The organism is Paenibacillus jilunlii, assembly GCF_900102965.1.
Taxonomy (GTDB): Bacteria; Bacillota; Bacilli; order Paenibacillales; family Paenibacillaceae; genus Paenibacillus_AQ; species Paenibacillus_AQ jilunlii.
Map to the genome: position 1 here is coordinate 342,461 of NZ_FNGM01000003.1, position 23,071 is coordinate 365,531.

Here is a 23,071-nt window from a genome sequence, read left to right on the forward strand (position 1 = left end):
TAAACTATAATCCTTATTCAAAATCCCAAAGATTCACCAACGAGGATAACCTTTATTCTCCCCGCCGGTTTACACATTCTTGTTTGGACGATGTAAGAACAGATACAATCATCTGTTTTACAATCTCCGCAAGCACCATTGATCAGGCAGGGCGTTTTTTGCGGCGAATGTAAAAATGGGCTGGACGAACACGAACAGCGGTATACATTAATGGGGGCCGCATATGTTCTGGCTCTTATAACTGCGTCTTCAGCGGTCTTGCAAACCTTATTCATCCCAACGATAGCAATAACACTTTTCGGTCCAAAGGTAATCGCCGCTGTTCGATTGCCCACACTATCTATATTGACCAATATGCCATCTTCGCTAACGGCGTTAAAGCTCGTTAAATAGGTGTCGCACAAAAGAGATTGGCGCATGAGATCATAACGTTCCTCCATTGTTTGCGCTTTATCACGATCAGTGATCATATAGCTGCCTTGACGTACTCGATTAAGAAGCCCGATTTCCTCAAGCGTGACTGACCCACCCCATGATACCGAAGAATGTTCCGGAATAAATGATAGTGCCTTTTCTACAGCTTCTTTGGCGTTATCACAGTAATAAGCCTCAAACTTTCTGCTTTGCAGATTTTTAATAACCTTTGAGGCTAAAAGTCTATTTCTCGCTTTTATTGAATTTTCTTTCCCTTGCATTGTTTTTCTCCATTCTGACGTTAGAAAAGGTGACTAACTTCTTTTGTATTTATGATTAATATAGTATAGTAAAAAGAAAAAATATGTTGCACATGCAACGAGGAGTCTCTCATGAACAACATAGATTCCCTATGTCAATCACGTTTATTTTCGGAGATTTCCCCAAATGATATTCCCCAAATGCTTAAATGTCTGTCAGCCACACGGAAAGAATATGCAAAAGATGAGATGGTTGTCCGTGAGGGCGATTTAGTTGATGATGTCGGCATCATATTGCAGGGTAGCGCTCAAAGTACGAAATTGAGCGTCACGGGAAAACAAATTATTGTATCCCTCCATTATCCGGGTGGATATACCGCAGTTTTAACAGCGGCTAGCCGTGGAAGAAGATGCCCTATGTCAGTACAGGCAATAGAACCACTTGAAGTTCTGTTTATTCCTATCAAAAGCATATTGAGCCGTTGTACGAAGTTATGTATGGCACACGAACAATTACTTGGCAATCTTTTTGATAGTATCGCAGAACGAGCGTTAGAACTGCATGACCGAAATGATTGTCTGATTATGCCTACTATTCGGGATAAGGTCTTAACTTATTTAATAAGAGTCATGCGTGAAACTGGAACAGAAACTTTTACTATTCCTTTTGATAGAGAAGCGATGGCCGAGTATCTAGATGTAGATAGAAGTGCTTTATCCAGAGAGCTTGCATGGATGAAGCGGGATGGCTTGATTGACTTTTATAGAAACGAATTTAAGCTATTGCAAAAAGCAGTAGAAAAAGATTTTCACTCCGGCAAGCAGGGCAAGTGTATTGACACTTGACTCTTTGCTTGTTGGGAAGTGCCTTCCCCAAACCCTGCAGCTTCGGGCCAATTCGGCCCGAAGAAAGGTGCTTCGCACCGGATCCGGCTGCTGCGGTGTTCCTGGCTGGAGCCGGATCCAAAACTGGAAGAAGAAATTCTTACGGTACTCCGTGATGCGCCTCACCCGGGAGCTTCAACTACCTTCACAGCCATATCCCTCTGGACCCCAAGAAATCGCGGAGTGGTCCCTACCATTTCGACCCGTCAAGTCGGGCGTTTTTTGAAATCAGGCGGATCTTAAACAGCACCGGACTCGTGACTGGAGCATAATTTTATTTTGATGATCATCAAATCGGCAATAGTACCATGTTCCTGTCCACCGACATAACCACTATATTTTTAGCACAACAACCCCGATCAATTCCCCAATCCTATGAGTAATTCCACACCGTCCGGAGCATCAGCCATTCTTCTCTCGGAGCAGCTTCATCCGTCAATGGATGCTGGAACTTGCGCAGTTGGATGCAAAGGAGATTCATCGGCCGCATAAGCCTGCAGTTGTAGACCTAAAGACCTCCCGTTCACGCGCAATCGAGATTTACGGCCTCCTGCTCAAGTCCAGATATCATATTTTTGCATGGATACCCCAGGTAATTCGAATCGATAGACCCATCGCTCCGGGGCTATGTCTTTTGTTATACTTCCAAGTGAGGTTTCAAACCTTCTAGAATCAGGAATTTAATCGCAGCATCCTTCATTTCGCACGTAAATTCAAAACCCGCACAGAGGAGCGCAAAGACATGAACTTTTTCAAAAAACTGTTTGGCGGCAATGAAATGGGCAAATCGGAAGACGGTACCACAATTTACGGCTATGACGCTCCGGATGAGCGGCAGGTTACGCCTCTCTCCGAAATTTTGTACATGGAAGAATTAAACGAACATTTTAATAAAGTCTTTCCAAACCGAGAAACCGGCGTGTTCCATGAACTGATTTCAGACATCGTACATATTGATGTGAACATTATGGAAGCTACACCTGATGAGCCATACCGAGTGCTGTACACCAATGGGATGAGCGATCTGCCGATGACACTCCCACAGGAGATCCGTAAAGAGTACAAGCATCTTGAACGCTCGGAGCTGATGATGTTTTTGCCGGCGGACTGGCCGCTTACGCAGAAGGATTTTGAAGCGGAGGAGAACTACTGGCCGATCCGGCTGATGAAGATGCTTGCCCGGTTCCCGCATATGTATCAGACGTGGCTTGGATACGGCCATACCATCCCCAACACGGAGGATTACGAGCCATATGCGCCTAACACTGAGCTGTCCGGCGCGATCCTGTTTGCTCTGCCGGAAGAGGTTAGCACAGTCCATACGAAAGATGGCAATCAGGTTCAGGTTTATTTCCTGGTTCCGCTTTACCGGGAGGAAATGGAATTCAAACTGGAGTCCGGTATGGATGAACTGGTTGCCAAGCTGTCCAAGCTGCCCGGTGATTTCCTCGTTCTGAATCCGAATAGACCCAATGCTTGTAAATAACTGCCCGGATTAACGGGTTTGAAAACAGCTTTAAAAGGCTGAGCCTAAGTAATGGATATGACTTTGGGTTCAGCCTTTTTATTAGAATGTAAATCCCACGTGTAGCTCTAGTGTAGCAGAGCAGTCACTGCGGCAAATTTGGACTTCCGGCAATGCTCTGTTATAAGAAACCGCCCCTTTCGATTTCCGTTACTCAGTGACCGAAAAGTATCTCTCCTCTAAAGATATTCGACTTCTACCCTTGCTCACTAACTCCTTTGATCAGCTCTTCTACGCGCTTGGCTTAGTTTTAGATGATTACCTAATCGGCAATAGTACCATGTTCTTGTCCATCGACAAAAAATGGCAGCTGTTACTACCTTGTCCTTTTGCCGACCGGCTTTGCTGCCTATCGAAGGCCCGGATAACAAACGCGACTTTTTCGTATCATGGAATGAAACGCGAATTCTATCTGAAGTTGGTATTACTGTATTATGTAAAAATAGTGAAGCCTAAACTTAGGCATCTCGTTTACAGTAAAATACAATAGCTGCTGTAATAAAGATCAGTGTCCATATCATTGAAATACCTGTCCCTTGCATTGGTGTAAGGACATTTATTTCATCAGAGGAAGGTGGCATATACATATAATACCCTGCCGTATCCGGAAAATAGTTTTTAATACTAGGCAGAAAATCTCTCGACAATGGACTGACAATGAAATAATAACCAAGCAGTACCACTAAAGCAGGAGTGGTTCGTCTTAATAAAGCACCTATAGCTGCACTGAGAAGTGTGGTTAATGTTAGATAGCCTGTTGCACCTATTAATGTTTCTATCATTGTGTCTATTTCTATCCCTAGTGCTGTGTCTCTCATCATAATAAAAGTATATATTACACCTGATGCAGCAATAATAAATGCCACAGGCATGGTTATAATTGCTAATGCCAAATACTTCGAGGATAATTGGAGCCCACGCCAAGGTATCGTACTTAAAGTAGTTCGAATCTGTCCACCACTATACTCGGAACAAGCAGCTAAGATGCCAAGAATAATGAATCCTGCTTGAAGATATTCCATAGAAGCAAGTCCTATAATACGTTTATTTTCAAGTAACATCCCTCTCTCTAAATGGAGTACACTAATTTTCAAGTTATCTTACTATTTTGAAGAATAGTTAATAATCATGGCTTCTTGCGTACCTTCATCGTAAGCGATCCACAACTCATCTCCAACCTCTACACCATATACTGGCTCAATTGTCTGTTTAATGTGGTAGATAACTCCGTCTTTTTCTGCGGTAATATTGGCTAGCGGCCGTTCTCCCTTTGTTCCCTCAAAATGAACGGAGAGCACTTTAGCCGCGCCCTGCTTACCTTGAAGTAATCGGGTTTCCTTCTGTACATCGTCTATTTCCATGGCGACTGGAATGACTGTACCCACATTTACAGACAGGTTTTCTGGCACAAAGAGACTATTGGCTTTACGGATTCGGTCCGCTCCTCTAGAAATCATGACTTCTAGAAGCATGAGCTGCTTATTTTCAATGATTATGGGCATTTTCTGCATGTGGATTATTTCACCCTGCAGAGAAAGTTGGTCCGATGTCTTAACTCTTCCCACATTGCCATACCTGAAGATTCTCGCCATTCCCTGAATCAAAATAAGGTTCGCCCGTTCACCCGTACGATATTCAAATCCGAAAGGTTGAACGACCGGTACCGGATAATCGCGTCCTTCGGCTGTGAAGTGAAGCTGAAGGGCTTGTCCCCGGTTCACTTTTCCATATCGTTCGATACGGGTGAGGACCGCATCAATAAGTACCGGTTTCGACTCCTGCGCCGCATGTTTAAGATCCTCTTCTGTGATGAATACAGCCTTGTGTTTCTTTCGGTTGTAACTGATCGTTACTGTATCACCAATTTGAATAGGATTCAGATAAGAGATAACCTGTTTGATCTCAACCTCTTTCCTTCGACCTTCATCCTCGAACTGAACAATAAACCGGACCTGCGGCTGTTCATTCACATAGAGACCCGATTCCTGCATATCAATAATCCGGGCCTGAATATGCTGGCCAGCTCTCAATTTTTTCATCCTTGATCTCACTAACATGCGAGGGGCGATAGCGAGGCCTAGGAATGAGGCTATACTGATAAAGACCCAAACCGCCCAGTTAATAATGATCGCTCCACCTTGCTTTGCATAATTCCAGAAGCTTTGAAGCGAGACCTTGGTTTCGTCTTCTGTGACTATCCATCCTTTGACCTGATCGTTCGAAAAAACCTTAGCCTTTTGGATTCCCATATCAACATAACCTGCCGCAAGGTCTCCACCGCGATAGTAAAGGATGTCACTGCCCAATTGCTTGTGGAATTCAGTCTCGCTATTTTCCAAATTTTCGTAGGGCAGTTGCTCCAAAAGAAAGGTGGCATCTTGAAATTTTCCGGATTTCTCATTGAATACATACCCTATAACAGTTCCATTTAATTCATCTTCTGCCGTAGATCCGGCGATCAGGAGTTCCTCGTCATTCAACAAGAAAATACGAGCTTGATAAACCGGCTTGGGCGTAGGAACCGCAGTTCCCCATTGTTTCTCGTTCGCGTTATAAAATGTTGCTTCTTCAGGGTAGTTTCCATTTTCGCGTACCAGCTTGGCGTTATTGAAACCGAAGACTTTGGCGAAGTGAGCGCCAGCCCGATCCTGTGCAGCAAACGTCCCTTCATCCTTCTTCTCGAGCAGCACCGATAAATCACCTTTTTTGTCTAGTATCCCGCTGACTAATGCAGTTCTATCATCCTTTAAACTCACTGAAAACATTGGAACGGCCTGGTCGTTCTTAAAACTCCCATGCACTTCATCTACCCGGACAGGCCTGGCCGGAAGCAGACCCTTTTCGCCTAAATTCACTTTATCTAACTTTCCGTCCTTCACCTGAGCAACATACCATTCAGAACCTGGTGATTCCCCGGCTACAATGAGTCTGCCGCGCCAGGAATAAACACTTGAACTCCATGCGGATGGAATGTGCATCGTTCCCTGAGCCAACTCTTCAACCCCGCCTGTGGAGTGGAAGTAATTCAATTGCAGCCCTAATGTATTGTCATAGGTTGGGATGATGATTCCATCCTGCTGATAAGCCGCTGGCCCCAGTCCGGCTTGGAAATTGGTACGTATAGCAGTCTTTTTAATTATGGTTTCCGTACCGGTATCAAAAAGATATACATCGTATTGTTCACCAAACCGGTCTTCGTTTGAAAAGCCAATCAACTTCTTCCCCCCATCCAGCATATAGGTGCGCTCCAGGGAGGGGAAATAGTCATCAATGTTTTCAATATATCTTTTGTAATCGTTCCACATGAAAAAGCTTAACAATATTACTGGAATCAAAAACACCAAATTCGCGAGTGATAGCGCCCGCTTTTTTTTCATCCTGTTTCTCTCCCTTTAATTCATGTTGGTAGTATCGAACTATCCTCTCTATTTATTCCATTTTATAAATTTGGACAACAGTAATCAATTGATAGAGTAATTATACTGATAAAATCAAAACCACCCGTCAAACGGGTGGTTTGCTCTGAGGCTATAAAGGCATGCTTTACGAACATAAATATCTCCCCAATCATACATTCTGTTTAGGGCCGATGGCCTATCATAAATACTCTTTCTTTAATGCATCAATAATGTTTTCCTTTTTTACTTTTGCGCCGGAATATACAATCGCGGAACCGACAATGACAAATACGGCAACAATAGCCGAAAGAATGCTCATCCAAGGGAGGGTGAACCCGTAGCTGAATTTGTTGGCAAATGCCCTATAGATCAGATACATCACGACGAAACTGACGGGGAGCCCGAAGAGCAGCGACTTGACTCCATAAAAAATACTTTCATAGTTCATCATTTTCGCAAAGCCTTTTGGGGTCATGCCAACGGATTTCAGCATCGCAAATTCCCGTTTTCGAAGGGATATGCCCGTTGAGACCGTATTAAAAATGTTCGCAATGGAAATCGCTGAAATCAATACGATAAAACCATAAGAAAAGACAGACATCAATAGAATCTGTTGTTCTTCGCTTTTTCTGGATTGATATGAATTGGTGGCATTCAGATTGGTCTCATGCATCTCTTCGATTTCCTGCTGAGTTGTCATCGGTTCCGTACTTTTCAAATGGAGGTATGTCTGAACGCTAGCTATGTCCTCGTCGTCTGCCAATCGATTCATGACGCGCTCCGAAACGATGATATTTAACCCGCCTACTCCTATCGTGTTCATCCCCATAGGAGCTTGATCCGTCAAAGCGGCAACGGAAACTTTATTTATTTCCGCTTTTCTCCCATTATAGAAATTCATTAATTCGATGCTTTGGCCGACATTCGTATACATGGCCTTCGTCCGGACATATTTTCCCGTATCCATATCTTTGTAATGGATCGTATCCATCACGATCGCGGCGGGATGATCCGGATCCGTGAGCTGTTCGTAATCTGCGCCGACCGCTTTGGCATAGGCTTGCAGACTCGGATCGTTCAATGCATGGATCTTAATTTCGTAAGGATATTTTCCGTCTTGCAGTAAACTCTTATCGTTCTTAACCTTCTCTTGCAATTCATCGGCGATGAACGCTTCATCAACCCAAGCGTTCTTAGACAGCTCGTGAATCACGTTGTATTCCTTTACGCCATCCAGGGAGACAATCGATTGTAGCAGCCGGTCGTCTATTCTTTTTCCATTGCTGTACGATACTTCAATATCGTAATTGACGCCTTCCTGCGACAGATCCAGGGATTGTTTCATGCCGGTGGTAAAAAACGATACCGTTAAAAACAAAACGATGCTGATGACGAGCGAAAATACGATGGCATGATATCTCCGTTTGTTCCTTTTTAAATTTTTCAGCCCGATTTCCGCTTCAATGCCGAAGAGCTTGCGAATGAAATTTGACGTTTTTACGTCTTTGGCCGTAAGCTTTAAGTCGGTTGTTTGGCGAATCGCGTCCATGGCAGATAACTTGGAAGCTCTGATCGCCGGGAGATACGTCGAAATGAATATCGTCAACATCGAGACAACACAGACAATGAAGAGCGATAACGGCGTGACGATGAGTCTCATCTGTTTATGGGTCCATAATGCTTCTTGAATCATCGGGTTCATGAACCTAAAGATGATCCCAATTCCGGCAAGTCCGCACAGGATCCCAATGGGAATGCCGATCAAGCCAATGACGGCTCCTTCAAAAAGCACTGAATTCCTCTTCTGCCTTTTCGTAGCCCCCACGCTCGCGAGCATCCCTAAATGGCGGGAACGTTCCGAGACGGATATCGCAAAAGCATTATAGATGAGCGAAACCGAGCCGATCATAATGACCGCCATCAGAATCACCGCTAAGGAGTACATCATGCTGTACGAGGCTTTGCTTTTGGACAAGCCGTAATAATGAAGCAAATCGTTATTATATTGGACTGTCTCGATATGGTTCCTCTTCGCCAAATTTTCCGCATGAGCGAACAAGGACGGATTAACTTTCTGCAAGACCACCGCCGCATTGACCCGATCGTTTGCAACGATGATGTTTTCATCGATATAGCTAAGGACCGTATAACCCGGGGCCCAAGCTGTTTCCCCTTCGGGAGGTTTGATGAAGCCCACCACCGTATAATCCTTTGTCATTAAATGCTGCAATGTTTCGGTCAATATGCCGTCTTTCCTACGCAGCGATTCAGTCTGATCCAAGGGATTGCCCCCCCCTTGCTCGAATCGTTCACCTACACGAAGGGTTAGACGATCGCCGATTTCAACCTTCATTTTGGCGTTCGTTGCAACGGCTTCAGACATAACGATTTCCTTGTCCGTGTGCGGAAGACGCCCCTTGCTTAATTCAATTGGAAATTGCGTGAAACCTTGTGCATTATATTCCTTGATGAACAAGTACGGTTTATTAGGATTCTGTCCCCCTTCTAATGGGGCATAGCCAAGATCTCTTGAGATCGCAACGGTTTGGGCTGCGTCATCGCCCTGTATCGCCGCGAGCTGTTCTTTGGTTACATCTTGATATTGGACATGCCACTCCCCTGTATCCGCAATGGTTTGTCTGATCATCAAATCAGAAAAGGAAAAAACAAGCGTAGCGACAGCAGTCACCATGGCAACCGAAATGATGACGCCGATGATGGTTAATAACGTTCGTTTTTTATTTTGCTTCAGATGCCGGAGGGTTAGTGTATTGACAATGTTCATCGCCGGATCACCTCGTCTTTGGCAATCCTCCCGTCTTCAATCGAAATGATCCTGTCGGCTTGCAAGGCGATCCGTTCGTCATGCGTAATCACGATCAGCGTCTGATGATAGGTTTTATTCAACATTTTTAATAGATCGACGATCTCGCTGCTATTCTTGCTGTCCAAATTCCCGGTCGGTTCGTCTGCCAGCATGATCGCAGGATTGCCGATGAGCGCTCTGCCAATCGAGACCCGCTGCTGCTGTCCGCCGGATAACTGATTGGGCAGGTGGTTTAATCGATGCTGCAAATGGAGCGTATGCACAAGGCCATCCAGCTGCTTTTGATCTACCTTTTGTTTATCCAGCAAGAGCGGCAGCGTCATATTCTCCTCTACCGTCAGAACGGGAATCAGATTAAAAAACTGGTAGATCAGGCCGATTTGCCTGCGCCTGAAGATGGCCAGCTGCGTTTCGTTCAAAGCATACATGTCCGTATCCTCAACAAAAACTTTACCCCCAGACGGCCGGTCCACGCCGCCCAGCATATGGAGAAGCGTCGATTTCCCCGAACCGGACGGGCCGATAATCGCAAGGAATTCGCCTTTTTGGACCGAAAAAGAAACCTCGTCAAGCGCCTTCACCGCCGATTCGCCTGTGCCGTATATTTTAGATAAATGTTCGATTCTTAAAATTTCCATGGTCATAACTCCTTGCCCTGATGCTCAGTTCCAGAAATATTTCATCTCTCTAAGTCCAACATCCCACATGGCTATATTTCCCTCAATGGTTATCGTAAGCTCATTTGCCTGTTGGAGAAAAATTTCAGACATATACGACTCATGGCGTAGATAATCTGCAGCTGCGGACAGGAACTCATGTCCATCGACGGCAACGCTGATGCTGCCATGCAAATCCTTTTGATCGGGAATTCCATAATTCAAGGAGAAATACATCTCCTCCTTATTGTCTAACGTATATTTGTACGTTTTCTTGTTTTTGCCTTCGGCGCTATACACATTATATTGGGGTTCTACGTCTTGGCCGCCAATTTTGAGACGGTATCGTTTGGTCCCCGCCGAAGGATTTCCGGTGCTGTCTTTCAATTCGTTTATCGCCACAAAGGGGCCTTTTTCTTTGGTGAGCGCTTTGTCAACCAGCCCGAAGCTTCCCCAAATCCCGATCATAAGGACAACAATGGAAATGCCCGCAGCAGCAATATTTCTCCATACATTTTTTGTGCGAAAGCCAAATTTGTACGCCCCGAATCCGACTGCTGCGCCCAATGAGTTCTGAATAACGTCATTCATATCAAAGCTGCCGAGCAAAGTTAATGCCTGAAGGGTCTCCAGTACAAGTATGGAAAGGATAAACAATGTCATGAATCGAATAAAGCTGGTCCGGTATAACAACGGAATCAATATGCCAAAAGGGATGAAAGCTGCGATGTTCCCAAAACCCACAAGATCCATCACTGTAGGGTGTAGAAGATCCGATAGGCCCGGCAGCCTAAAAAAATCGTCCGGTAAAAAAATAAAGGTGTATTCGGTATTGTACTCTACAGTACCTGCTCTGCCGAAAGCGAGAAACATAAAATAAATAATAAAAAGGGTATAGAATAGGGTAATGGTAAAAATAATCTTCCGCTGTTGCTTCAAATGCATTGTCATACCTCCATAGTTTAGCTGATGAATATCATTTTATCTGTCTAAAATGACTTTCAAGTGACGATGGAGGTGACAATTCAGTCACTTTCGGAGTGCCGCTAAATCACTTGCTTATAAAATTTAATCCGAAACTGCGTCCCCTTCCCGCTCTCGCTCGTCACATCGATCACTCCATTCTGGCTGGCAATGATGCTGTGAGCCATCGCAAGTCCTATGCCGATGCTCCCTTCTCCGGCGTTTTTTCCTTTATAAAAACGTTTGAAAATATAAGGCAAATCCTCTTTCGGAATGCCTTTTCCGTTGTCAGCAATGACGATTTCGGTAAATAACGTGTTTTCGGAAAAGGTGATGGTGATTGCTCCGCCTTCATGCGTGTGCTCCACGCCGTTTTTCAAAATATTGATGACCGCTTCGACAGTCCAATTGAAATCGCCGGCAAAAGCGACGTCATCATCGCCCGCGATGGAAACCGTTTGTTCCTTAATATCCATCGGAATCATAACCGGCTCTAATGCCTTCTGGATAAGGTTTTTCACGGGGATTCGATCTTTTTTGAATTGGATAGTCTTCGCGTCCATTTTCGATAGTTTTAATAAGGAAGAAACAAGCCAATCGATGCGTTCAAGCTGAATACGGATATGATGGGTGAACTCCGTTCTTTTGGCAGGAGGCAGGTCAGGGGAGCTTAACAAATCCGCCATAACCTTCATGGAGGTGAGCGGCGTTTTGAGCTGATGCGATATATCGGATATGGCATCTGTCAGTTGAAGTTTGTCCCGGTGCAATAACGACCTGTGCTCCGATAACATGAGCGTCACTTTGTAAATATCATTTTTTAGAATGCTAAGCTCGCCTTCTTGATTATCACGGACGTCAAGGGAATCATTACCGTTGCTAATATCCCGCAAATAGACGGACAGCTTCTCTAGCTCGCGGTATCTCCATCTCATGAATAATAAACTGCTGCCAATAAGCAGAATGGATACAATGGTAACGAACACCGCCGCGACAGACGAAATGATAGCAGCCACAATGATCGCCGTTAAGCTAATCGAGCCCATGATGAGCAATAAAATCTGAATTTCCCGGTTACGCAGCATCTAATCACCGGCCTTATAGCCTAAACCGCGTATCGTTTTGATCAAAACCGGATGCCCTGGATCATCCTCCAGCTTTTCCCTGAGCCTTTTGATATAAACCGTTAACGTATTGTCGTTCACGAAGTCTCCGGCCACGTCCCAGATTTGCTCCAGAAGCTGATTCCTTGTGAGAACCTGTCCAATGTGGCTGCCAAAGATCAGCAATAAGCGATACTCTAATGCGGTCAACGAAATTTCGGCGCCGTTTTTATGCACTTTGCCTTCAAGAGTATTGATTCGGACATTGCCGATGTCTATGACCGATATGGTGTAGGGCGGCTTCTGGTATCTCCGCAGGACGGATTTGATCCGGGAGAGCAGCTCACGAACCCGAAAAGGCTTTGTAATATAATCGTCGGCTCCCATGTCAAGCCCCATCACGACATTGACCTCATCGTCGATTACCGTTAAAAAGATAACCGGAATGTCCCGCCGCTCTTTCACCATCTTACACAATTCATAGCCGCTTCCGTCCGGAAGCTGTAAGTCGAACAAGCATAAAGCGAACTGATCGATGTCTTCGGCGAGCACCTTTTTGGCTGAGGCCACATCATGGCAGAGAACGGTTGGATAACCATCCTGCTGCAGCGAATATTCGAGACCCGATGCGATCGTCTTATCATCTTCGACTAATAAAATGTTCATGTGCAGATCATCCTTACGATTGATTTTAAAGTTTTATTACGCTTCTCTCCAATGTAAGTATAAACTTTCGCAGCTAAGTTAGCCTGCTTTATTTTCTACAATTCCAGGCAAAACAAAGAAACCACGGCACCGAGTTCGGCACCGCAGTTCAATCATACTAGTGGATTTGCTTCATGAACGCTTTGAATGCTTCGGCGATTTCCTTGAATTTCGTATGATGCAGGTAATGGGAACCATCCATCGGGATCATTTTGCCCTGTGCGGATTGTTTGACCTGCTCCTCATGCAGCGGAATCCATTGCTTAATGTCCTCGTTATTCGCTTGCACGAAGAGAAGCAACGGCAATTCATGAGGGTAGGTGAGATGTTCCCCATTTTTGAAATTGGAACCGAGGTGTCTGAGCTCATCCATCATCGTTGAATTGACCGCGACTTGATTCGAAATCAAACGCATCTGTTCTTTGGTATGCTCATCGAATGCAAGCGACTTATATGGATCTCCGCTTACTTTTTGGAACAATCTCATCAGGCCTGATTTTTGAAGAAACTGCATGGATTTCAAAGGCAATTTGACATCCATGCCGGGTTGATTAGGAACGCTGCTATCGATGCCGACAAAAGCAAGAACTTCATCCGGATAGGCATTCACATAGGACACTCCGTAAAGTCCTGTGATGGAATGTCCCATCAGAACGTAATGGTCAATACCCAGCTGCTGCACAGCTTCGTGAATTTCGCTGACGATATTCGCTGTTGTTCTTTCCTTCTCGGTTTTGTCGCTTAACCCATAACCGAAAGGTTCGATCGCTACGACTTTGTAATTCGGAGACAATTCATCGATCAACAATTTGAAATCAAGCGCAGGCGACGGGGTTCCTTGCCCTGGAAGGAGGACGACAGTCTGTTCGCCACTGCCTTGAATGAGCACATTCATTTTTTTTTCATCCACATTGACATACTGGCCATACGATTCAATTTTCTTTTTCTCGAGCCCGTTACTGATTACATTAACGACAAACACGATGCCCATGAACAGCACAAGCGCCCCGAGAATACCTCCAATTATTTTTAACCATAGGTTCCGCTTCTTGCGGTTTTTGGTCCCGGTTTTTTTTATTTCCACCGTTTTTGTCACGTTCATCTTCTCCTGTCCATATTTCTGTAGAGCCGCATTGGCGACATATTTAAAGTGTAATCAAGCAAGATGTCCCCTTCGTGACGGCATTATGAACGGAATATGAACAAGCACAAAAAAGGAGGCGTTACATCCGAACATAGCTTTGGAAATCCTGTATGTGTTTCATGTGCAGATTATCCTAATGTCAGATTAACGCTCAAAAATTCAATTATTTATTTTATTCCGTCCGTAAATTCCCTTATTTTTTTAGAGATTTCTTTTGGATGGGAACGATATAAATAATGTCCCGCGTCCAATAAGACCATTTCCCCATGTACAGACTCCGCTATTTGCTTCTCATGTTCGGGGATCCATTGGTCCGTCACAGGGTGATTCGCTTGGACAAAGAATAGGACAGGTAAATTGGGAGGAAAAGTTAGCTGTTCTGCTGCCTTAAAGTTGGAATACATGCTCACTGCCTCATTTAATTGAGTTGTATTATACATATTTTTGTGTATCATAATGTTCAATTGTTCTTTAGTGTGTTCATCATAGGGCAGTCCCTCATAAGGATCAGCACTCAGTTTCAATTGTAAACGGGCGAAGCCCAGGTTGCGGAACCATTTAATCTGTTCTGTTACTGACGAATCAACCTTCTGTTCACTCAGCGATGGAACACTGCTATCCAGCCCGATAAACGCTCTCACTTCGTCTGGATATTGGTTCACATAACCCAGACTATAGAGCCCCGAAATGGAATGACCCATGAGAATATAACGATCTATATGGAGACTTTGCAACGCTACATGAATTTCACCTACGATATTTGCTATACTGCGCTCCTTCTGGGTTTGATCGCTCAATCCGTAACCAAAAGGTTCAATCACGACGACTTTATAATAATGGATTAACTCTGATATAAGTGGCTTAAAATCAAGTACAGGCGCCGCTGTTCCATAACCAGGAAGAATCACAACGGTTTCTTCACCTTGACCTTGAATGGAAACATTCATCTGTTTTCCTTCTACTGATACATGCTGACCGTATTGTTCCAATCTTTTTTGTTCTGAATGACCGCTGATTTTATTGACGGTATACACGATGGCGATAAACAGTAGGATGGCTATAACTACTGCGGCGATTACTTTCAGAAAAATATGTAGCACTCTCTTTGTTTTTGTACTACTCTTTACTTCCTTTCCTACGGGTTGTGTCAAACTCGTCAGCTCCTCTTGTTATCTCTACAATGGCCTTGCGGCTCCTAATGCAAGTCTAGCAAACCAAAATGTCCTCTCTATGAATGCAATATGAATGGAGCATGAACAAAGTTTTTCGGCAATCGGTACAAGTTTTTGTCCCGCGACAATTTGGTGTCATACACTATATTTAATTTGCGGGGACAGGAATATACCATTGGAAACTTCCGAAGCACTGATGGAAATGGGGTTTGGGATTTGGGAAGGACGCGTTCACGCTGACGTTTTCCAAAGGGACCAAGTTCTTGTCACGGGCATAAGGCAAGAACTTGGCCCCTTAATATTCTCCTTTAATTAAAGGTTTCGAATGATTATACCTTCTGTTCGATCGACTTTTCCTTCGTTTGTCTGATGCGGAAATTTCCTGACAAGTACAATCCGAAAAGCACGACAACGGTAGCTGCGATCGCGTACCAGGTTATCGGCTCACCCAATATGATAGCTGCCAGAATATAGCCCATGACAGGATTTAAAAGCAGCCAGTTATTTGCTTTGATGGCATCTTGCTTCAGTAAATAAAACCAGAGTCCCATACTAAATATGGAGAGACCGAAGACGGACCAGATCAGATATTCGACTAGATGAGCATCCAGACTGACCGGCTTTCCAGCCTCAAGGAAAAATGCTGGAATCAATAAAATCACACCGCCAATGAATACCTGCCACGCGTTGATCACAAGATTAGGCAACTGAAGATTGGCCTTTTTAAAGACGAGACTTCCAACAGCCATCGAAACCATCGCCAAAACAAGTAATAAAATGCCGCTTAAGGTGGCATGACTGTTCGCCAATAATGGGTAGGTTGCGATGAATAGACCTATGGCGGAAACAGCCATACCCATCCATTCTTTTGCACGAATGTTTTTCCCCATGAAGATTAGGGAAAAAAGCGCAAAGACAAAAGGATTTATGGGTAGAAAGAGATTGAATATCCCGGCGGAAATGGTTTGAAGCGCTAAGTTGCCCAGACCAACAAACAACGAGGTATTTAGCAAACCCAGAAGCAGTAAAACGCCCCACTCTCTTTTGTTAGGTAAAGGGTATTTCCCTTTTCTAAATCCATAAATAAAGATCAGCAGCAGCACCCCGGCGATCAGAAAACGTAATGTCGCTAATGTTAATGGAGACGCTGAGAGCAGACCAATTTTCATGATAATGGCTCCCGAAGAATATAAAACCGTGAAAAGTAACCCAATGAATAACCCTTTCCACTTCATAACTCAACATCCTTCTCTCTGTTTATTTTGTGCTTTGCAGATATTAAGACATATTGCTTTGATGTACCTACACCTCCTTATCATGTATTTTCTATATCTGACCATCGATCAACCATGATCGAACTATGCCCAAATGAATTGAACATAACACGGATTTATAATAGGATATATATATAGGTTTGAGAAGTACGCACAATTTTATTATATAGTATCAATTATTGAACTATTGGGAGGGATAAGGAGTTTGAGCGATCGTAAACATAAGAACAGTGTGATTCCAAATACAGAAGGGTGTCCTGTTGAAACAACTCTGGAAGTTATCGGGGGAAAATGGAAAGGTATTATTCTCTATCACCTCATAGAAGGTCCGAAAAGATTTAGTGAATTCCGCCGCCTCTACCCGGGAATTACACAGTTCATGCTCACACTGCAGCTTCGGGAGCTTGAGCGGGATGGCATTATTCACCGCGAAGTATATAAACAGGTACCACCTAAAGTGGAATATTCGCTGACTGAATTCGGAAAAACATTGGAACCGATCATTTTATCCATGAAGAGTTGGGGAGCAACTTATAAAAATAGAATTGTTGATACTCGTTTACAATCGCAGGATACTGAAGAGGATGGTCAAAATAGCAAAAGCGATGGCTAAACGACTTTATTAAAAATCCAGTCATGAGAAAATACAATTCAAAACTAAGTAAGGTTGTGACTTCCAAGAGCTCGGGGCACTTCCGATAGAATCGATGCTGCCTTGCTCTTTCGCGGATCATCAGATATACGAACAAAAGCAGTCTGCCCTAGCTTAAGGGTGGACTGCTTTTTGTCGTCATCACACTAATCCTACCTTATCGTTATGCTATGTCTTCCCTTTATCAATTTTGTTCTCACTTTTCTTTCTTGTTTATCTACCCCAAATTAATCTCCCGGATCTTCTCCAGCGCCACTTTCGGTTTTCGGTCTTCGGTCAGCAGGCCGTTCACCTCATGCTGCACGTCCGTAATCTGCGTATAACAGTAGCCGGATATAAACGGAATGGCTTTAATCGCTCCGGTTATGCTGCCAAACCGTTCCAGGAAAGCCTCCTCATTATCCACCTGATTGCCGTATCCCCAGCCATGCCCGCTTTTGAAAGCAATCCCTCCATACTCGCTGATGATAATCGGTTGGCCTTTATAACTGTAGCCTTGGGCGAATGCAAATTTCCACTCGTTGTACGTACCGCTGCTGCCCGTAATCGAGTCTTTATCCTTGTATGTTTTGTACAAATCTTCGCCCCGCTCCACATAATCATGAAGAGTTAAAATATCAGAAATGGTGTGCTCCCATCCATCATTGGTGATGACTGGACGATAAGGATCGATAGATTTGGTCAAATAATAGATACCTTCCGTAAATTTTTGCTGACGGTCGTCATGGATAATATTCTGAATGCCCCAGGATTCGTTAAAAGGCACCCAGGTAATAATGCAGGGATGATTGTACTGCTGCTGCACAACCTCAATCCATTCCTTAGTAAAACGCTCCACAGCCTCATCGTTATATTCAAAAGCGGCCGCCATTTCGGACCAGACCAGCATTCCTTTGACATCACACCAGTATAAGAACCGCGCATCTTCAATTTTCATATGCTTGCGTAAACCGTTGTAGCCCATCTCGGCAATCGCCTCGATATCTTCAATCAGCGCCTCTTCGGATGGAGGCGTCAGATGACTTTCGGTCCAGTAGCCCTGATCCAGAATCAATCTTTGGTATAGGGGAATATTGTTCAGCAGGATTTGTCCGTCTCTGATCGAGATTTTGCGCATGCCGAAATAAGAGCCCACCCGGTCGATTTCCCGGTCTCCATCGTACAGTACAAACTCCACATCAAACAGATTGGGATTGCCCGGCGACCAGAGGTTTTGCAGCCAAGGTCCGTTGATGCCGCTCATCATGCCGGTTTCCACCGTCAGCCAGGCTCTGTCCACCGAAAGGCTCAGCTTTCTTACCGTTTCGCCTCTAAATGTAATTTCCGCCTCCAGCCGGAGATCCTTTTTGTTTTTCGTACCGTTAAAGCGGAAGTCAAATTGGATCATTTGACGGTCGATGTCCGGCGTCATTTTTACCATATCCAGACAGGTTTCATGGACATGTTCGAGCCAGACGCTTTTCCAGATGCCTGTCGTCTGCACATAAAATGAATCATGATTCCGTCCGGCCCAGCGCTGCTTGCCCCGGGGCTGCAGACAGCTGTCGCTGTCTTTCACTTTTAGTACAATTTCATTTTCGGCGTCTTGCTTAAGCAGGCCGGTAACATTAAAGGAAAACCGGGCGTACGCCCCCTCATGCTCCCCCGCAAAACTGCCGTTTACATAGCAGGAGGCTTTATAATCCACACCTTCAAAATGCAGGATCGTTTGTTTCCCTTCCGCCTCTGGAGAAAGTGTCACTTTTCTGCGATACCAGATCTGCGCATGGAATTTCTCTTCTCCGATCCCGCTCGCCTGAGTTTCATAAGTAAATGGAACGTTTATTTTATGTACGGCCGGAAAATGATCCATAAAGCGTTCTGCAACACCGGCTTCCTCATCATCGAAACAGAAATCCCACTCCCCGTTTAGATCCAGCCACTGGCTCCGTATAAATTGGGGCCTCGGATAGTTTTTTATATAAAATTTCGTAGCTGCTGTGGGCATCTTAGCACCTATCCTCTCTCTGATCACTGAAGTATACTCTGTATTTCCTATCACAGATTACTATCTTGTTTTGAGAAAGAAAATGATTTATCCTATCCAATGACTGATCTATTATCCTTTTGAGGAGTGGAAATCACTGATACATCTAAAGCGGTGCGGTTATAATGTGATTCATCCGGAAGGCTTTACTGTAGACCGACCGGACGGCTCCGGGGATTACGTCTTTTTATTCTTCCGGAGCAAAATGGAGCTTAGGATTCAATCGCAAACTGTGTTTGTAGAACCTAATACCTTTATTATTTTTAACAAAAACAGCCCCTATTTCTACCAGCATGCCGAACAACCTCTGGTCCATGACTGGTTCCATTTTGAAATGGAGGCTGCAGATGCTTTTTTTGCCCGGCTGAATCTCCCTCTGGATACCTTAATCAAAGCTTACGACCCCTTCTATATTTCCAGAAAAGTGAATGATATTCATTGGGAGAATCTGCAGAACGGAACCTTCCGAAATGAGATCATCGACTATACCATTCGTTGCCTGTTCATGAAGCTTAGCGATATTCGAAATCATCTGGAGCCACATAATCAGATTAGTAAATACTATGATCAGTTCCTGAACCTGAGGAATGAAGTATTCAGTTCTCCTTCTACTTGGTATACTGTCGAGTTCTTGGCGGACAAGATGAATATGAGCCGGTCTTATTTTCAGCATCTGTACAAACAAATCTTTGGCATATCTGTAATTAACGATATCATTCTTAACAGACTAGGTTATGCCTCCTATTTACTGAAGAACACATCGTATGCGATCAGCCATATTTCTGGTATTTGCGGTTATGAGAACGATGTGCATTTTATGCGGCAATTCAAAAGGTTCGTAGGACTAACTCCAAGTGAATACAGAGAAAGGTCTGACGTTGGGCAGTAATTTTCTTCTCCTCTCCCATATCTTTATAGCAGTAATATTATCTTTTTATTCTCGGCAGAAGTGCCGCCGGAATTAGTGCCAGTGCAGAGAAGGCTACCGACCAGATAAATGCATGATCGAACGCAACAGCTACAGCTGCCGGGTCATGTAACATGACCGAATTATACTCGTTCTGCAAAATAATAGCGATAACCGATGCGCCAAAAGCGCCGCCGATTTGCTGCATAATCCGGGTGGTGCTGCTGGCATGCGGGATTTGTTTTGATGACAGGCCAACATAAGCGGAAGCCATGACCGGCAGAAACACAGCCCCCAGTCCTGCTCCCCGCACGATCAAAGCTGCGCTCAAATAATAATAGCTCGTATCGGCGCCAAGCTGTGTAAATGGCCATGTTCCAAGCAAGGTAAGCATGGTGCCTACAAGAACAACGGGCCTCGAACCAATCTGGTCCGTTAGTTTGCCGGCAAGCGATCTTGTCAGCAGCATCCCGATCCCTTGCGGCACGAGCAGCAGACCGGATATAAGCACGGATTCGCCGCGGACTTGCTGGAAGTATAACGGCAGCAAAAGCATTGCCCCGTAGGTGGTCAGGCCGGATAAAAAGAGCAGAATCGAAGATACGGCTAAAGAACGCACGCGGAACAGCCTGACATCAAGCAATGCTTCTTTTCCTTTGCGAAACGCATAAACGACAAACACTGCCAAAAGCGCTAATCCCGCTAGAACGGGAACGAGAACAGCGGCATGGCCGAAACCGTGGTTGGAGCTTACTTCTCCAAGACCGTAAATAATGAGAACGATAGCCGGGGAAAGCAGCATCAGTCCCGGCAGGTCCAGCCGCAGCGTGCGGGTTCCGCGCTCTTCATTAGGCAGCCCCTTCCACGCCATAATGATGGCAACGATGCAGATCGGAATATTCACCAGGAAAATCCATCTCCAGCTCAGATGATTAATGATGAGGCCTCCCAGCACTGGTCCCAAAATCGGACCAAGCAGCGCCGGCAAACCGACCGTGGCCATCATTTTGCCCATGTTTTCCCCTCTGAAGGCGCGTACTCCCAAGGTCTGCATAATTGGCATCAGCAATCCCCCGCCGATCCCCTGTATAGTACGGAAAAAAATCAGGCTCTCCACGTTCCACGCCAAGCTGCATAGAACAGAACCAAGCAGGAACATGCCAAGTGAAAATAGCCACATAGGCTTGCCCCCAAATCGCTCCACCGCCCAGCCCGTAATGGGAATGACCATGCCAAGCGCAAGCAGATAACTGGTCATAACCCATTGGATTGTCGACACCGAGGTACTAAATTCCCGAACCAGCGTATCAATAGCAACATTGGTTATCGTCGTGTCGAATAGCGGGGCCAGCATCCCGACCATTAGAATCCACATCATTTTCTTCGCGGCCGCCTGCTGTTCAGCCGGTTCAAGCGTTTCGGAGCTTTGTTTCTGCAAGTTGAAAACCTCCCTTTGATTGCATAAATAAGATACTTTAAGTTTCTTATTTGCATTTATGATATACTATCGCTATATGAAACGCAACGAATTTTTTTAAGGAGTATGTGAACAATATGTCCAATTCTCAAGATCAAAATAAATTGAAAACCAGACGCAGAGGCAAAGAACTGGAAGCGGCTATTCTACAAGCGGTACGGGAAGAGTTGAAAGAACGGGGATATGCTAATCTTACGATGGATGGAGTGGCGGAACGGTCCGGAACCAGCAAAGCCGTACTTTACCGGCGATGGGCCAACCGTGCTGAGATTGTACTCGCGGCAATCCGGGAACGCGTGCCCCTGCCGCTGGAGGAGGTACCCGATTACGGGAATCTGCGGGATGATGTTTGCGGCGTGCTAAGATCGATGAACCAGAACAACATCGAAGTGATGATGAAGGCTTTTTACGGGCTAGTAACGGAAATCGGGGCCATGCCGCTTGCATCCTTAATATTCCCCGAAGGACGTGATAACAGGACAATGACAATAGTGCTGCAGCGAGCCGTAGACCGGGGAGAGGTGTCGGCTGAAGCCATTACCCCCCGGATGCTTACTTTGCCAGCAGATTTGGCCCGCCATGAGTTAATCCTTTATAATAGGCCCATGTCTGAGCAGACGATTGCTGAGATTGTGGACGAAGTGTACTTGCCACTTGTGATAAAGCGGTGATTCCCACTTCCGATCCTCTTAAATAACAAAGAAAGCTTCAGTCCTTAAAAGAAAAAAAGACGCTAACATAGCGACTTTCGACGGGATTATCTTATTTGAATGGATTGGCGGTTTGACGAATAGGGTTCATTCACTTTTTGGGTCCGCAGCCTTATCTTGCTCTCCCAGTACAAAATGTTGGATGCAATTGGCCAGTTGCTCCGCATGAGTAAGGACAAGCATATGATCGGCCCCTTTGATTTCGGCAAATCTAATCGCAGGTACACGCTTGAAATGCTCGGCGATATTATATATATCCGGCCATTCGATTGTTCCTTGTATAAATAACGTACTTGCTGCAATTTTCTCTAACCGTTCAATCGCAGGCGGCTCCGGCCACAGGACCTCAAAGCTTTTCCACTCGGTAAATACCCTTACCATATAGTTAGTATGCATTTCACTCAGAAAACTCCGCTGGGGGCTGGACATCGTAGCCCGATAGTTCGGTCCGGCTAAGGACAACTCCACAAGTTTTGGAATATCGGGAGCGGCTGCATTCACCGATGTCATATAATTGGTGAATTCCTGCGAATATACATACCCCGATAATGAAGGGGCAATCACCACCAGCTGTTCAACCATGGAAGGATATGATAACGTAAAATCAGTCGCAATCTGCCCGCCCATGGAATGGCCGACAAGCGTAACACGATCAAGGCCGAGATGTTCGAGAAGTCTGCGCAAATCCTCCACAAGTGAAGTCGGCTCTAGCATTGCAGGCGAGCGGCCGGTTCCTCGACCATCAAAGGTAATGACCTTGAAGGATCGCGCCAGTTCCGGCACCATATACTTCCAGACCCTTGAGTCGACACCTCCCGAGTGAATCATGACGATTGGGGAGCCATCCCCTTCGATTTCGTAAAAAAGATCCACGTTGTCTTCCTCCTTTGGTAATAGTACCCTGGTTATCATTATAATTCCGGGTTGGAGGCCTGTGCAACCTGCACCTATCATTATTTTAATCAAAAAGGAG

The 23,071-nt window shown here is 45.0% G+C and carries 20 protein-coding genes; 6 read left to right on the forward strand and 14 right to left on the reverse strand.

Features of this window, described 5'->3' with window-relative positions; translation table 11 throughout:
- Positions 1 to 17 precede the first annotated feature (17 nt).
- A complete protein-coding gene (locus tag BLQ82_RS08635) occupies positions 18 to 695 on the reverse strand; it encodes a lactate utilization protein (protein ID WP_062528288.1) in 678 nt (225 codons plus the stop codon).
- A 111-nt stretch (positions 696 to 806) separates the two neighbouring features.
- On the opposite strand from BLQ82_RS08635, the gene BLQ82_RS08640 reads away from it, so the two are divergent.
- Both BLQ82_RS08640 and BLQ82_RS08645 read left to right on the forward strand, forming a co-directional pair.
- Positions 807 to 1,520, forward strand: a complete 714-nt coding sequence (locus tag BLQ82_RS08640) for a Crp/Fnr family transcriptional regulator (RefSeq protein WP_062528287.1) — start codon at positions 807 to 809, stop codon at positions 1,518 to 1,520.
- Between the two features lie 781 nt (positions 1,521 to 2,301).
- Entirely contained in the window at positions 2,302 to 3,045 is a 744-nt protein-coding gene (locus BLQ82_RS08645; RefSeq protein WP_062528286.1) for a suppressor of fused domain protein, read from the forward strand.
- 497 nt (positions 3,046 to 3,542) lie between these two features.
- On the opposite strand, the gene BLQ82_RS08650 is transcribed toward BLQ82_RS08645, so the two are convergent.
- The 9 genes from BLQ82_RS08650 to BLQ82_RS08690 form a co-directional block, all read right to left on the reverse strand.
- A complete protein-coding gene (locus BLQ82_RS08650) occupies positions 3,543 to 4,145 on the reverse strand; it encodes an ABC transporter permease (protein WP_244280732.1) in 603 nt (200 codons plus the stop codon).
- 42 nt (positions 4,146 to 4,187) lie between these two features.
- Positions 4,188 to 6,461: a hypothetical protein gene (locus tag BLQ82_RS08655; protein ID WP_062528285.1), complete on the reverse strand. Its 2,274-nt coding sequence runs from the start codon at positions 6,459 to 6,461 to the stop codon at positions 4,188 to 4,190.
- Between the two features lie 220 nt (positions 6,462 to 6,681).
- Positions 6,682 to 9,267 (reverse strand): ABC transporter permease, encoded by a 2,586-nt coding sequence (locus tag BLQ82_RS08660; protein WP_062528284.1) that lies wholly within the window; start codon positions 9,265 to 9,267, stop codon positions 6,682 to 6,684.
- Entirely contained in the window at positions 9,264 to 9,947 is a 684-nt protein-coding gene (locus tag BLQ82_RS08665; RefSeq protein ID WP_062528283.1) for an ABC transporter ATP-binding protein, read from the reverse strand. The genes BLQ82_RS08660 and BLQ82_RS08665 overlap by 4 nt, the downstream gene beginning before the upstream one ends.
- Before the next feature lie 24 nt (positions 9,948 to 9,971).
- A complete protein-coding gene (locus tag BLQ82_RS08670) occupies positions 9,972 to 10,910 on the reverse strand; it encodes a VanZ family protein (RefSeq protein WP_062528282.1) in 939 nt (312 codons plus the stop codon).
- Positions 10,911 to 11,011: 101 nt separating this feature from the next.
- Entirely contained in the window at positions 11,012 to 12,013 is a 1,002-nt protein-coding gene (locus BLQ82_RS08675) for a sensor histidine kinase (protein WP_062528281.1), read from the reverse strand.
- Complete coding sequence (locus BLQ82_RS08680; protein WP_062528280.1) at positions 12,014 to 12,697, reverse strand: response regulator transcription factor; 684 nt, start codon at positions 12,695 to 12,697, stop codon at positions 12,014 to 12,016. It lies immediately after the preceding gene.
- Positions 12,698 to 12,854: 157 nt separating this feature from the next.
- The gene (locus tag BLQ82_RS08685; protein ID WP_425281070.1) at positions 12,855 to 13,838 is read right to left on the reverse strand and encodes an alpha/beta hydrolase; all 984 of its coding nucleotides are present in this window, start codon (positions 13,836 to 13,838) and stop codon (positions 12,855 to 12,857) included.
- 209 nt (positions 13,839 to 14,047) lie between these two features.
- Complete coding sequence (locus tag BLQ82_RS08690; RefSeq protein ID WP_062528278.1) at positions 14,048 to 15,031, reverse strand: alpha/beta fold hydrolase; 984 nt, start codon at positions 15,029 to 15,031, stop codon at positions 14,048 to 14,050.
- Positions 15,032 to 15,125: 94 nt separating this feature from the next.
- Between BLQ82_RS08690 and BLQ82_RS33175 the strand changes: the two genes are divergently transcribed.
- Positions 15,126 to 15,368 (forward strand): histidine phosphatase family protein, encoded by a 243-nt coding sequence (locus BLQ82_RS33175; protein WP_074648057.1) that lies wholly within the window; start codon positions 15,126 to 15,128, stop codon positions 15,366 to 15,368.
- A 13-nt stretch (positions 15,369 to 15,381) separates the two neighbouring features.
- Here the strand turns inward: BLQ82_RS33175 and BLQ82_RS08700 are convergent, their stop codons facing one another.
- Entirely contained in the window at positions 15,382 to 16,287 is a 906-nt protein-coding gene (locus tag BLQ82_RS08700; RefSeq protein ID WP_062528277.1) for a DMT family transporter, read from the reverse strand.
- 244 nt (positions 16,288 to 16,531) lie between these two features.
- Between BLQ82_RS08700 and BLQ82_RS08705 the strand changes: the two genes are divergently transcribed.
- On the forward strand, positions 16,532 to 16,939 hold the full coding sequence (locus BLQ82_RS08705) for a winged helix-turn-helix transcriptional regulator (RefSeq protein ID WP_062528276.1): 408 nt from the start codon (positions 16,532 to 16,534) through the stop codon (positions 16,937 to 16,939).
- A gap of 256 nt (positions 16,940 to 17,195) precedes the next feature.
- On the opposite strand, the gene BLQ82_RS08710 is transcribed toward BLQ82_RS08705, so the two are convergent.
- Positions 17,196 to 18,965 (reverse strand): glycoside hydrolase family 2 protein, encoded by a 1,770-nt coding sequence (locus BLQ82_RS08710; RefSeq protein WP_062528275.1) that lies wholly within the window; start codon positions 18,963 to 18,965, stop codon positions 17,196 to 17,198.
- Between the two features lie 166 nt (positions 18,966 to 19,131).
- Between BLQ82_RS08710 and BLQ82_RS08715 the strand changes: the two genes are divergently transcribed.
- A complete protein-coding gene (locus tag BLQ82_RS08715) occupies positions 19,132 to 19,893 on the forward strand; it encodes a helix-turn-helix domain-containing protein (RefSeq protein WP_062528274.1) in 762 nt (253 codons plus the stop codon).
- 37 nt (positions 19,894 to 19,930) lie between these two features.
- Here BLQ82_RS08715 and BLQ82_RS08720 read toward each other — a convergent pair whose 3' ends face one another.
- On the reverse strand, positions 19,931 to 21,349 hold the full coding sequence (locus BLQ82_RS08720) for an MDR family MFS transporter (RefSeq protein ID WP_244280733.1): 1,419 nt from the start codon (positions 21,347 to 21,349) through the stop codon (positions 19,931 to 19,933).
- A gap of 116 nt (positions 21,350 to 21,465) precedes the next feature.
- On the opposite strand from BLQ82_RS08720, the gene BLQ82_RS08725 reads away from it, so the two are divergent.
- Positions 21,466 to 22,059 (forward strand): TetR/AcrR family transcriptional regulator, encoded by a 594-nt coding sequence (locus BLQ82_RS08725; RefSeq protein WP_074648060.1) that lies wholly within the window; start codon positions 21,466 to 21,468, stop codon positions 22,057 to 22,059.
- A 126-nt stretch (positions 22,060 to 22,185) separates the two neighbouring features.
- Here BLQ82_RS08725 and BLQ82_RS08730 read toward each other — a convergent pair whose 3' ends face one another.
- Positions 22,186 to 22,971 carry an alpha/beta fold hydrolase gene (locus BLQ82_RS08730; protein ID WP_062528272.1) on the reverse strand — a complete coding sequence of 262 codons (786 nt, stop codon included), beginning with the start codon at positions 22,969 to 22,971 and terminating at the stop codon, positions 22,186 to 22,188.
- Positions 22,972 to 23,071: the final 100 nt, after the last annotated feature.